The following is an 11,405-nucleotide window of genomic DNA, read 5'->3' on the forward strand; positions in this document are numbered from 1 at the left end:
ACGTCGGGACGGCTCGTCCCGACGTGGATTCCGGAGAAGTCGAGGTCTAGGCTTGTCTCAGAACATGGCGTCCACCTTCCGACTCTCGGTCCAGACCGTCCTGGCGACCCACAGGTCGCGCAGATGACGCTCGGGATCGTGTCCTACGGCGTATCGTGCCGCCGTGGCGAGGACGTAGGCACCCAAGTCGGCCACCATCCCCGACGGGAGACAGGCCTGGCTGCCGAGATGATTGCCGATCGCTGCCTCGACCAGACCTGCCAAGCGGTCCGGAAGGACGGTCACCGACGTCGGGGTGGACGATTCCGGCATCCGCGTCGCGAGTGCCCGCCTCAAGCCCTCGAGGCGGTTTTCCAGATCAGGTGTGAGTGCCCCTCTCGGGCCGACGGTCGTCATTTTCACGTCGAGCCTTACGCCATGGCGCTCCAAGTCCGCATGTAGCTCGGCAACGTTCACCATGTCCGAACCTCCATGTCGGCAGGCTCCGCCGTCACGCCGCGCTCCGGAGGCCGGTACGACGGTGCGGCCTCAGAGTCGTCCAGCAGAGCATACTGACCACGTTTCGGCCTGACGATCCGGCCGGCCTTCTCCAGCTCTTTGAGTGCCCTCTCGTACGTGCCGGCCTCACTGAACCGCGAGCGTGGTTGCGGCCCGGTTTGAAGGATCCCCAAAATCTCCTCCGAAACTTCGTCATGACGGTTGGGGCGTTCCTGGGCAGTCTTGCGCGGCCCGGCATCGCCGAGATGCTCCACCTTCAGCATGTCCAGGCGGTCGTCGCTGCCGACGAACGTCAATCGTGTCAGGAACGGCCGGAACGGCTTCGCGTTCGTCTTGTCGATGCTCCAGCGCACCACGTTCTCCTGACCTTCCTCCTTCTCGATGACCACGCAGACGCGTGCCCAGGCCCGTTTCTGCTGGCTGCCCATCGGAGTCGGGACACCGTTGCTCGCCGCTGCGGACTTGGTCGCGTGGTCGATCACCAGCACGGCCGCGCCCGCCTTCCGTGCCGGATTCAGACCGAGCCGGAGTGCCAGCGCCACGTCCTGGCCGCTGTTCGTGTCGCCGACCATCATCTGGCCGAGCGAGTCGCAGATCACCAGGTCGATGTCGAACTCAGTCACTGTCGCTGCGATGGCCGGACCGAGCGCCTCCAGTGTCTGCAGGTTGTCCGCTTCGCTATCAGGACAGCACTCCTCGGAATTCGGGCTGTAGTAGTAGAAACCGGCCGGCAGACCTTCGATACCGACTCCCCTGAATGCCGCCATGAAAATCTCCCGATTCCACTGCCAGGTGGAATCGAAATCGACGTACAAAACCCGCAGCGGACGTTCCGTCGTCTTCAGGCCCGCGAACGGCACACCTGACATCAGGCAGGCGAGGATGTAGGCCGCGTGCACGGATTTCGACACGCCCGGCTGACCGAACAGGATCGTGCCTGCACCCCGCGCCAGGAGGCCTCTGATCAGCCACTCCACCGGCGCGGTATCGGGAGCGGTCGGGCCGTTCAAGACCGGAAGGGGCAAGACCTTCGGACGGTCGCTCACGATCGGCCCTTCCGCATTTTCTTGTCGAGTCTGGCCCGGTACCGCCGCATGATCAGTTCCACGGTGGACGGTTCCACCACCACACCATTCCGTAGGGATGGGTGTGGTGGTGGAACCGTCGGACTGTTCCCACCACCGTCTGGTGGCATGGTGGCGGAAACGGTGGATTCGTGGATCAGGGCCTGGACAGTGCGGCCCAGCGCCAAAATCCCTTCAGTCCTGGCCAGGTCGCAAAAATCGCCGGTCGGCAGAGCCGTGAGGAGCCGCACCTCGGTCGCCCCCGCCTGGGACGCGATGCGGGCGATACGGGCGAGGCACTTCCTGCCTGCCTCGTCGGCGTCGGCATACACGTACACCGTACGACCGGACAGGCCGTTCAGGTGGGGGTCGGCCCCGGCACCGGCCAGTCCCTGAACGTCGATCCCGGCATCGGCGAGGCACCTCGCCGCCACTGCGCCGTTGAATTCGCCCTCGGTGACGAGCACGGCGGAGCCTCGACCGTAATTCGGCGAGCACAGGGCCGGTCTCCCGTGTCCGGCGGTCAGATACCGGTAGCGTTCCATGCCTGCCGTCGCCAGTTCCGAGTCGGTACCCAAATTTCGGATTTTCAGTGCCAAAGGCGTGCCTTCCGGACCGGCGACATGGAAAACCAATGCCCCGGCATGCGCCACCATCCGTCCGTCGTGGCTGTACCGGTCGGACATCAGACGCCCCGCAGGCAGGCCGTCCCAGTTCAGCAGTCTACGGATCCGCAGCTCTGCCGCCGCCGGATCGTCCTTCGTGAGCGGCGCGACCAGCCGTGCCGCTCGCGTCAGTTCCGCACGGGTGAGAGGCTTCAACCCTTTCGACGCGACGCGTACCCGGTCCAGTTCGGAGGCCGGGATCGGGGGTCGAGGGCGGTGCGTTACCGGTGCCGGACGGTCGGACGGGATACCCGCGTGGCGGTGGAGTTCGGCTCGCGCCTCCAGAGCCGAGTACCCGAGAGCCAGGAGAAAAGCGTAGGCGTCGCCACTCGCGCCGTCGTCGCCGTGACGTTTCCAGCGCCAGACCTCGCCGGCGCGGTACACGCTGAAACTGGGACGTCGTTCCGTGTGGTCGGGGCGGGGATCACGGATGACCCCACCACGTTCACGATTCAGGCCGCGGGTCGCGGCTTGACCGCATGTCGACGCGATCAGGTCGGGCAAGTTCACATGGCACGACAGGTCACGGAGCCTCATGCGTCCCTCCTGCCGCATCCGGTACGGACGAGCGGGTCAGAGCCGTGAAGCATTGGCCATTCGTGGGGATCGGACCGGCGGAACGACAGTGACAGGAGCCTGGCGTCGGCGAGTGCCGACGTGTAGGCTGAGTCTGTCATTGATGGTGACGTTGTCGTTCCGGGGCCCGCCGTTCCAGCGGCGGGCCCTCTCACTAGTTCGCTCTCCCGTAGAACCAGGCGATCACGGCCTCCCGGGGAACGCGGTACTGACGCGCGGAGAACTTCCGGCAGTACAGTTCTTTTTTGTCGATCGCCGTGTAGACGCGTCCGCGCGCGATATTCAGCCAGCGGGCCACGTCGCGGGGGGCCAGGAATTCTGGGACGGGCTGACCGTCAGGAAACATGGGTTGAAGAACAGTCGGTCTTGAATGCTCGGTCATTGTGCCTCTACTGAGTTTGACCCCCGAGATACGGTCGTGACGCGCGGCGCAATCGGACCGTACGGTCAATCCGTTCACAGCGTCTTCGGCTCGGGAGTGGAATTGCGGATCCTACACTGAATCCAGATCGTCAGATCCGAATCGTGCAGGCGAATGCCTCAATTCAGCAGCGAGGTGGCGCGAGTGTAGCTGTCGGCGGCCGAGGTCGGGCGTAGATTGGTCTGGGCACTCGTATGGCCGACTCGCCGTAGTCGGGGACGCGGCTCGACTCCTCCTGGACTGTGAACTCCGTTTCCATCCAGAGGGTGAGCAGCAACAGGGAGAATTGATCCATGGCCCTGTCCTCCCTGATTTTCCCAAGGCGCTCCCGAACGCGCCTCGCTATCAGTTCGGAAAATCTCGACAACACACCCAAAATGTCCGGCTTCGTGAGCCTCTCTTCCGTAGCGTCGAGATTGACTCGTTGACGACCTGTCCACAGATAAGGATCTCCATCACGATCGTCGTCCAGTGCGTCGAGATATGCCTCTATTTTGGTCCACAGGGCATCCAGGTCAACCACCGAATCGGGAAACTCCCTGAGGATGGATGTGCCCATGAGCGCGACGGCAACATCAGTCAGCGAACAGACGTTGACATACCACGACGCCATGCATGGGTATTCTGGCGCGTACTGCGCCAATCGTTTCCGTAAGAGCCCCAGCGATCTCAGGGAGAACTTCGTCTTAGGTGCTGGAGTGTCGCCCGCCAGCGCGGGACTGCCGATTACAGACACGACACGGTCGGAGGAATGTTTCCCTGACGTCGCGTCGTAGTCGTTCACATATGCAGCATGACACATTTAGGCGTCAGCGTAAACTCCCCCCCCTGTCTTAGGACACGAACGTCTTCCGGGCCGTCGTTTCGCATCAATTCTCCGTGACCGCAATACAGCCGCAATATGAGCGCAGACCGTCACGGATCGTCGAAGACATCGCTTCTCCGACCCTGATGAGATTTGCCGTCTGAGACGTCTTTCTTGGATCGACGCGAATTGATGGTCACTGCCGCAGACGTCGTCTCCTGCGCTTTACACGCGACGGGTCGGGGGTTCGAATCCCTCACCGCCCACCACGCCAGACAGCAAAAATCCCATTCTCAGGAGTGGGATTTTTGCTTTGTAGCGATTTGTGTAGCGCTAGGGTCTGTATGCAGTCGGTTTTGCATAGGCGACAGGGCTTATCCACAGGCTTGAGCAGGGGCCTGTGGATCACGTTTCATTCTTTGGAATCAGGAAGGTTTGATAAGTTGTTGCTCGTACCTGTCTTCCAGTGTCACGCAGACGATAACGCTGAGGTCCATGAGGACCAGAGCAAAGACGGCGCTCCAGCTCACGGCCCTGAGAAGAAGAAGAGCAACTGGGAGCACTAGAAAAACGATGAGCAGCCCAAAATAAGGTAAGGCGTCTGCGAGGAATTGAGCACCCGCCATCGGGGCGTACCAGGGTTCTCCCTGGGCGCGGTGGGGTGCTGTCACCAGGGGCGAACTGTTTGTCATGAGAGAAGCATGGCAGCCCCTTGCCGCTGGAGAATGAACTTAAGATAAATGACCGTAGGGATATGACAGGATAGTCAGTTCGTCAAGTAAGGAGCGAAGGAGCGAGTCTAGTAACTATTTGAAAACCTCAAGCTTGTCTGGATACGAATCAGATCTACGCTGCGACAGCGAGAAGCACTGGAGCTGTTCTTTTGGTTACTGGTTTGGCTGGGTAACCGCGGAGCCGAGGTCTGCGAGCGTCCAACGTATTGACAGCGGAAGCGGGTGACTTATCACTTTTGCTGCTTGGGCTGGATGACGATCTCCAGGCCGAGGGCATCGGCCAGGTCGATAAGGCTTTGCAGGACTTTTCCGCGCTTGCCGCTGAGCAGCTCTGCCGCTGTGGGATGGCTGCAGAATGCCTTCTCCTAGGGCCGCAGTTTCACGGCGCTCCGGAAGTAAGCTGATGTACTAGGCATCCGGATCGAACTGCAGCTCCTGGCCGCCTGAAAGCCTACTGGGTTAACATCTGCTGTCTTCGAATAAATAATCTCAAGATTCCTGAGTAAGAGTTCGTTTTCGCACTTCATCGAGAAACGGTTTGCCGCCTAGCAACTGCAAGACGTCGCCTGCCTGTAACCTCGTATTGCCACGCGGAATTAGGTATTCCTCTCCGCGCCTCAGCAAGACGATCAGCGCCTCAGCCGGTAAATGCAATTCCACAATACGTCGTCCGACCACCGATGAACCAGGTGATAGGGTGAGTTCCACCAGGTCGTTCTTGCCTGCCCCGGTCGGCGTATATTCCAGCGGCATGGTATGTGGACTGACGGGCAGGGCCTTCACATTGAGCAGTCGGGCCACGAGCGGCAGCGAAGTCCCCTGCACCAGAATAGAAACCAGCACCAGGAAAAAAGCCACGTTGAACACCGTCTGTGCACCTTCGACCTTGGCCAACACCGGGAAAGTCGCCAGAATGATTGGCACTGCGCCGCGCAGGCCCACCCAGGCGACCATCGCTTTGTGGGCCGCAGGCATCCGAGTCGTCGCCAGACCGATAAAGACGGCAACGGGCCGTGCGATTACCACCAGCACCAGGGAAACGAGCAGCGCTGGAAGCGCCACCTTGAGCAGCTGAGCTGGGAAGACCAGCAGGCCCAGCAGAAGGAACATCACCACCTCAAAGAGATAAGACAGGCCCTCGTGAAAGAGGCGCAGGGTGCGCTTGTGGATGAAGTCGCTATTACCGAGCACGACCGCTGCCACGTAGACGGCCAGGAACCCGCTGCCATGCAGGAGTGCCGTGAGGCCGTAAATGACAGTGACCAGGGCTGCCGTGAGGACGTAATACAGACCGTCGAGTGGCAGGTTCACCCGGTTGAGCAGCCGTACGCCCAGGTGACCGAGGCCAAACCCGAGGAGACCGCCGAGGCCGAGTTCCTGAACAAACGATCTCAGAAGAGGCAGGAGAGGGAGATGGGGATGTCCAGCCAGTTCGGTGAGACCGATGACCAGCGCCACGGCGGTCGGGTCGTTGATACCCGACTCGAATTCGAGGAGTGGACGAATCTGGCCTTTGAGGCCCAGGGCGTGTTCCTTGAGAACGGAGAACACAGCGCTGGCGTCCGTGGGGGCCACCACCGCGCCGAGCAGCAGCGCTAGCACCCAGGGAACATTGAGGAAGTAATGGGCAGCGGCCCCCACAATGCTGGTGGTGATCAATACACCAAGTGTCGCCAGTGAGACTCCAGGCCAGAGCACTGGGCGCGTGGTTCGCCAGCTGGTTTCCAGGCCACCGTTGAAGAGAATAAACGCCAGGGCGACCGTGCCGACAAACTGGGTCAGGGCATAGTCATCAAAGGCAATACCGCCGGGACCTTCGCTTCCGGCCAGCATACCGATGATCAAAAAGAGCAAGAGGCCCGGTAAGCCCAGACGGCCACCCAGCTTACTGGCGAACAGGCTCAGAAGCAGGAGTGTGCCGCCGATCAGGAGCGCGAGGGTAGTGGGATCGGTGTTCAGTGACATTCCGTAAGCATAAAAGATGTCGCTGCATGAAAAGAAAAGGGTATCTGCTTCGAGACGGCCAATCAGCGCTGTTTCGGCTGAATGACGATTTCCAGGCCGAGGGTATTGGCTAGGAGTGCCCAGCGCGGAGGGACTTGGCCGAGCTTGCCACTCAGCATTTGATTCAGGTGCGTGCGGGCGATACCCATTTCGTCGGCGAGCTGTTGCTGAGTTAAGCCCCGCTCCTGCATAACACCTTTTACGGCTTCTCGGATTTGTTCGTTCATGTTGAGACAGTACCATATTTCTGACGTACACAAAAGCTTGACATACGTACCTATTTCATGTACTATTATAACCAAGAGAAGGCGCGCAACCCCGGCAAAGAAGCGCGCGCCTTACTCGAAGTCACCCTGGAGATGACCATGAACGAGTTTACCACCTTCACCCCGAACACCAGCCGCCGCGCCGATTACCGCAAGTTTGATGTGCTGACCGTTGACCGCAAGTGCGGCGTCGTGGTGGACGTGCCCACGAACACCGTCACCCTGACCCGCACCGCTGCCGGACTGGTCGCCGAGATTGACGGCCAGGCCGCCACGGTTGAGAGCGCCGTGCGTCTGCTCGCCCAGGCCCAGCGCGTGAGCCTGCTCGAAGAAGTCCTGACTGCGCCCACCCCGGTGGTCGCCGTGATCGGCAAGGCCGTCGCCTGCGAGCTGCACCGCGAGCTGGGCAGACTCGGGTACCGCACGAGTGCGAGTCACTACGGGGTGGCCGCCACCGCGCTGGGCCGAGACGTGACCAGCCTGGCCGCCCTCACCGCCGAGGAAGCCCAACTCACCCGCTCCTTTGCCTACGGCCGGCTGGGCCTGCCCACCGGGAGTGCGGCAGCATGAGCGAGGCCCTGATCATCCACACGACCGGCGAGCTGCAGCGCCGACAGCCCGTTAAACTGACGCCATGCCCCTTCACTACGTTGCCGGAGACGCCGTTAATCCAGTAGGTATGGGGAATAAGCTCCTGGTTCACGTCTGTAATGGCATTGGTGCGTGGGGTCGAGGCTTCGTCTTACCACTAGCTCAGCGCTTTCCTGAGACGGCACGCCGATACAAAGCCTGGGCAGCTGGGGAGGAAACGACACCGTTCGCCCTAGGTCAAGTCCAATTTGTCGAAGTGTTGCCTGGCTTAATCATCGTCAATCTAATTGGGCAACATGACATTGCTCGAAAGGGCCAGGACTTGGCACAGCCGCCGATCCGGTATGAGGCTATTCGTGAAGGGCTCAAACAAGTGCAGAGCGAAGCCGAGCGGATTGGAGCATCTGTCCATATGCCGCGGATCGGCGCTGGACTGGCTGGAGGAGACTGGGCCGTGATTGAGGCCATCATCAACGAAGAACTTGTTGGTCAAGGCCTGGACGTAACTGTCTATGATCTCGCGTGAGCCAAGCGCCGCACCAACTGTATCCACTCAGGGCGAGTAGAGGACATAGGCGACAAGGACGCTAAAAAGATATCGCCACCCTGAGTGCCGCTGAGCGCGACCTGGTGCGCGAGTACGCCTACGGGCAGCTCGGGCTGACGGTCGGCGGGTGGGCGGCATGAACGACTTCACCCCGCATTTGAAAACTCCCCTGTCAGAAGGTCGCTATGTTCAAGCGCGGAATATAGAATATATGATCCTCCGTGCGCCTGGCATTCCTCCACAAGTGGTGCTCTTTCTGCTCGTTGTTGGAATGAGCCTACACTTGTTGTGGTTACTGATCGGTGGTCCTGCCTCAGCATGGCGCTCTGGCATTGCCAACCTGAGTTACCTGCCGATCTACTTCCTGAGTGCTTGGCTGGCCTTTTCGGCGGCCCGACGACACCCTCTCGTCTCATCCTTCTGGAGATGGATCGGTTACGGCTTGACCTCGTGGGGGATTGCCAGTGGCGTGTATTTCGTCATTGACTCAGTCTTGCACTTGAATGTGTTTCCATCGCTGGCCGATCTCTTCTATCTCATCTGCCTGCCCTGCTTCGCCCTGGGTTTGCTCAACTTGAGGCGTGAGGCCCAGGGCCGCCTGAACCGTCTGAGTATCCTGCTCGACGTCTTTGTGGTGGTCCTGGCAGTCGGTGAGGTGTTATGGACCACCTCGGTAGCGTCTACTATTGAGATCTATAAGGGACAACCCTTCAACCTGACGATCGCGCTGTTGTATCCGGGGATCGACCTCGTGCTGTGCGCCGGTATGGTCACACTTGCCCTTTGGCGTCCCTTGGATCTCACCCGGACTGAACTGCTGCTCCTGGCGGCGGGCATGGGATCGTTGCTTATGACAAACGTGATCTATGCCCAACAAGTTGGTCTGGATACCTACCGCTCAGGCACCATCCTCGACAGCGGCTGGACCCTGGGTGCGGCGCTGTGCGGTTGGGCCGCTTACTTGAGCAGCCAGACCAGGCAACAGGCCACCCGGCTGTCCCTCAAGATCTCAACCCTCCTGAACCGTTGGCTGCCGCTCTTGCCCCACTATGCTGTGTTGGGCACCTTCTCGATCTACCTTGTTTTCCAGCTTCTGAACCCTGCACCAACTCCAGTTCAATCCGCCGTCGTGCTGGCCATCACCGCCCTGTTCACCCTCAGGCAAGGCCTGGTGCTGGCCCAGAACCAATCGCTTCAGTCCACCCTGGCCCACCGCGCTGAACACGATCCGCTGACGGGCGTACGCAACCGCAACAATCTGGACCTGCGCTTACAATACCTGATCGACAGCAACCATGCTGTTCATCAGCAAGCCGCCGTCTTGTTTGTTGACCTCGACCGAATGAAGCTGATCAATGACACCTTCGGCCATCCGGTGGGCGATCTTGTCCTGCGCGAGGTGGCGGCGCGACTGACCAGCGACGCGGGAGGCGCGAATGACGTCACGCGATTTGGCGGCGATGAATTCGTGATGATCCTGCCGGAGCTCCAACACTCGACCGAAGCGGCGGTCATGGCCCAGCAGATTCTGGACGCTCTGACGCAGCCCATTCAGGTCGCGGGCGAAACGGTCAACCTCACCGCCAGTATCGGCATCGCGCTGATCCCAGGCGATGCGACGACGGCCGCTCAAGCGATTGAGAAGTCAGACACAGCCATGTACGAAGCCAAGCATGACGGCAAGAACAGCTGGCGCTTCGCGGACGCGGCGCTCAACTCCACGCATGTGCCCCAGGCAAACATTGAGATTCAGCTTCGTGGAGCGCTCGAGCGCGGTGAGTTCGCGCTGCACTTTCAGCCGCTCGTTTCACTCGATACGGGTGATGTGGAAGGCTTTGAGGCTCTGCTACGCTGGTATTCGCCTGTCCTTGGACAGGTCTCCCCGGCGACCTTTATTCCGGTCGCGGAGTCCCGCGAGATGATGGGCGGGATTGGCCGCTGGGTTCTGCGGGCCGCCCTGAAAGAAGCGCGGAGCTGGAGAGCGGGAGCGCTGCCCAACTGTCATGTGGCGGTGAACGTGTCGGCCGCCCAGCTTGACGCTCCTGATTTCGTTGCAGACGTGATGGCCGCGCTTCAAGACTGTGCCCTCATGCCCTCGGCCCTGACGCTGGAACTGACTGAGAGTGCCGTTCTGGCGAATGTGGACAGTGCGCGTGGCAAGATGATGCAACTCAAGGCGCTGGGGGTTCGGATTGCGCTGGACGACTTCGGCATGGGGTTTTCAAGTCTCGGCCAGCTGCGGCATCTGCCGGTCGACGTCTTGAAGATTGACCGGGTGTTCGTCAAGGAGCTTCAGAAAGATGATGCGGCCTTTGTGCGGGCAATCGTGGCGCTGGGGCACAGCCTGAATCTGGCAGTGGTGGCTGAGGGGATAGAGGATGCGGAGACGGCACATCGGTTGCGCGTGCTTGGGTGTGATGTGGGGCAGGGGTTTTACTTCGGCAAGCCAATGAACGCGCCGGAAGCGCTGACGGCCATCCTGGCTGCGGGGAGTTGGGAACGACCCAGGCTCAATCTCAAGCTGAAGTCGTGAAGCGAAGGGTGGGGTGTGAGAGACTGGTAGGGTTCAAGTGAACATTGCCTGTTGCCCAGCCCGCTCCAGATTCAGCGCCAGCAGACATGCGAGCACCTCGTCTTCGGAGATCACCAGCATGACCTGGCAGTGCTCCTCACATGCTGAGGATGACCCACAACAAAAAGCCCCGCTCTAGCGCGCACCAGGCGGGGCCTCTTAAGTCAGGGTCTGCTACCATTACGTCATGCCCAGAACTGTGCTGATCCGTTTCGTTCCGCCCACACCGATCAAGACCAAGACTGGCAAAGACAGCATCCACGTGCGCGAGTGGGACGGCGAGAAGATGGCCGCGTTCCTACAAGAGGGCTTGGAGATCTGGGCAGGCGACAAGTACCCGGACTTCGAGATGCGTGTCGCCGTGTCGCGTCAGGCCGAGATACGCTTCGAAAACTGGAAGCCCGACAAGACCCAAGCTGAGGAACTGCGGGCGGAGATCGGCAACGAGATCGCGCTGGTGATGGAGGGTATCGAGCCGGAAGACTATTTGAGCGAGTGAAGTGATCACCAGCGTGATCCACAGGCGAGAAGCGGGCCTGTGGATAGCTCTTAAGGAAAGCTGGCTCATCATTAAGATCTGGCTGTTTCTTGAAGGAGCGACAGAGCGGCATCGCTAATCTGTACTCTTTAAGAAATGCAGCATTCGGTAGGTTTTTATGCCC

The 11,405-nt window shown here is 60.5% G+C and carries 11 protein-coding genes; 4 read left to right on the forward strand and 7 right to left on the reverse strand.

All coding sequences use genetic code 11. From position 1 onward, the window contains the following. Positions 1–57 precede the first annotated feature (57 nt). From GUI70_RS13425 to GUI70_RS13455, 7 genes are all read right to left on the reverse strand, one after another. Entirely contained in the window at positions 58–459 is a 402-nt protein-coding gene (locus tag GUI70_RS13425) for a hypothetical protein (protein WP_161882820.1), read from the reverse strand. Further along, positions 453–1,544 carry an AAA family ATPase gene (locus GUI70_RS13430; protein WP_161882821.1) on the reverse strand — a complete coding sequence of 364 codons (1,092 nt, stop codon included), beginning with the start codon at positions 1,542–1,544 and terminating at the stop codon, positions 453–455. Before GUI70_RS13430 ends, GUI70_RS13425 begins: the two co-directional genes overlap by 7 nt. After that, on the reverse strand, positions 1,541–2,764 hold the full coding sequence (locus tag GUI70_RS13435) for a toprim domain-containing protein (RefSeq protein WP_161882822.1): 1,224 nt from the start codon (positions 2,762–2,764) through the stop codon (positions 1,541–1,543). The genes GUI70_RS13430 and GUI70_RS13435 overlap by 4 nt, the downstream gene beginning before the upstream one ends. A 193-nt stretch (positions 2,765–2,957) precedes the next feature. Further along, positions 2,958–3,149, reverse strand: coding sequence for a helix-turn-helix domain-containing protein (locus tag GUI70_RS13440; protein WP_161882823.1), 192 nt, complete (start codon positions 3,147–3,149; stop codon positions 2,958–2,960). Positions 3,150–3,348: 199 nt separating this feature from the next. Further along, positions 3,349–4,008, reverse strand: coding sequence for a hypothetical protein (locus GUI70_RS13445; protein WP_161882824.1), 660 nt, complete (start codon positions 4,006–4,008; stop codon positions 3,349–3,351). 1,244 nt (positions 4,009–5,252) lie between these two features. Beyond that, positions 5,253–6,728, reverse strand: coding sequence for a potassium/proton antiporter (locus GUI70_RS13450; protein ID WP_161882825.1), 1,476 nt, complete (start codon positions 6,726–6,728; stop codon positions 5,253–5,255). A gap of 62 nt (positions 6,729–6,790) precedes the next feature. Then, entirely contained in the window at positions 6,791–6,994 is a 204-nt protein-coding gene (locus GUI70_RS13455) for a helix-turn-helix transcriptional regulator (protein ID WP_161882826.1), read from the reverse strand. A 57-nt stretch (positions 6,995–7,051) separates the two neighbouring features. On the opposite strand from GUI70_RS13455, the gene GUI70_RS13460 reads away from it, so the two are divergent. The 4 genes from GUI70_RS13460 (at position 7,052) to GUI70_RS13475 (ending at position 11,242) form a co-directional block, all read left to right on the forward strand. Then, positions 7,052–7,603 carry a hypothetical protein gene (locus tag GUI70_RS13460; RefSeq protein WP_237724906.1) on the forward strand — a complete coding sequence of 184 codons (552 nt, stop codon included), beginning with the start codon at positions 7,052–7,054 and terminating at the stop codon, positions 7,601–7,603. A 64-nt stretch (positions 7,604–7,667) separates the two neighbouring features. Continuing rightward, on the forward strand, positions 7,668–8,150 hold the full coding sequence (locus GUI70_RS13465) for a macro domain-containing protein (RefSeq protein ID WP_161882827.1): 483 nt from the start codon (positions 7,668–7,670) through the stop codon (positions 8,148–8,150). Between the two features lie 157 nt (positions 8,151–8,307). Then, the gene (locus GUI70_RS13470) at positions 8,308–10,704 is read left to right on the forward strand and encodes a putative bifunctional diguanylate cyclase/phosphodiesterase (RefSeq protein WP_161882828.1); all 2,397 of its coding nucleotides are present in this window, start codon (positions 8,308–8,310) and stop codon (positions 10,702–10,704) included. 226 nt (positions 10,705–10,930) lie between these two features. After that, on the forward strand, positions 10,931–11,242 hold the full coding sequence (locus GUI70_RS13475) for a hypothetical protein (protein WP_161882829.1): 312 nt from the start codon (positions 10,931–10,933) through the stop codon (positions 11,240–11,242). Positions 11,243–11,405: the final 163 nt, after the last annotated feature.

The sequence above is a fragment of the Deinococcus alpinitundrae genome, from assembly GCF_009982895.1.
GTDB classification, from domain to species: domain Bacteria; phylum Deinococcota; class Deinococci; order Deinococcales; family Deinococcaceae; genus Deinococcus; species Deinococcus alpinitundrae.

Coding starts and splice junctions, on each gene's coding strand:
- GUI70_RS13425 (WP_161882820.1), bottom strand. CDS start 459: ATGGTGAACGTTGCCGAGCTACATGCGGACTTGGAGCGCCATGGCGTA.
- GUI70_RS13435 (WP_161882822.1), bottom strand. CDS start 2,764: ATGAGGCTCCGTGACCTGTCGTGCCATGTGAACTTGCCCGACCTGATC.
- GUI70_RS13440 (WP_161882823.1), bottom strand. CDS start 3,149: ATGTTTCCTGACGGTCAGCCCGTCCCAGAATTCCTGGCCCCCCGCGAC.
- GUI70_RS13450 (WP_161882825.1), bottom strand. CDS start 6,728: ATGTCACTGAACACCGATCCCACTACCCTCGCGCTCCTGATCGGCGGC.
- GUI70_RS13455 (WP_161882826.1), bottom strand. CDS start 6,994: ATGAACGAACAAATCCGAGAAGCCGTAAAAGGTGTTATGCAGGAGCGG.
- GUI70_RS13460 (WP_237724906.1), top strand. CDS start 7,052: ATGTACTATTATAACCAAGAGAAGGCGCGCAACCCCGGCAAAGAAGCG.
- GUI70_RS13465 (WP_161882827.1), top strand. CDS start 7,668: ATGCCCCTTCACTACGTTGCCGGAGACGCCGTTAATCCAGTAGGTATG.
- GUI70_RS13470 (WP_161882828.1), top strand. CDS start 8,308: ATGAACGACTTCACCCCGCATTTGAAAACTCCCCTGTCAGAAGGTCGC.
- GUI70_RS13475 (WP_161882829.1), top strand. CDS start 10,931: ATGCCCAGAACTGTGCTGATCCGTTTCGTTCCGCCCACACCGATCAAG.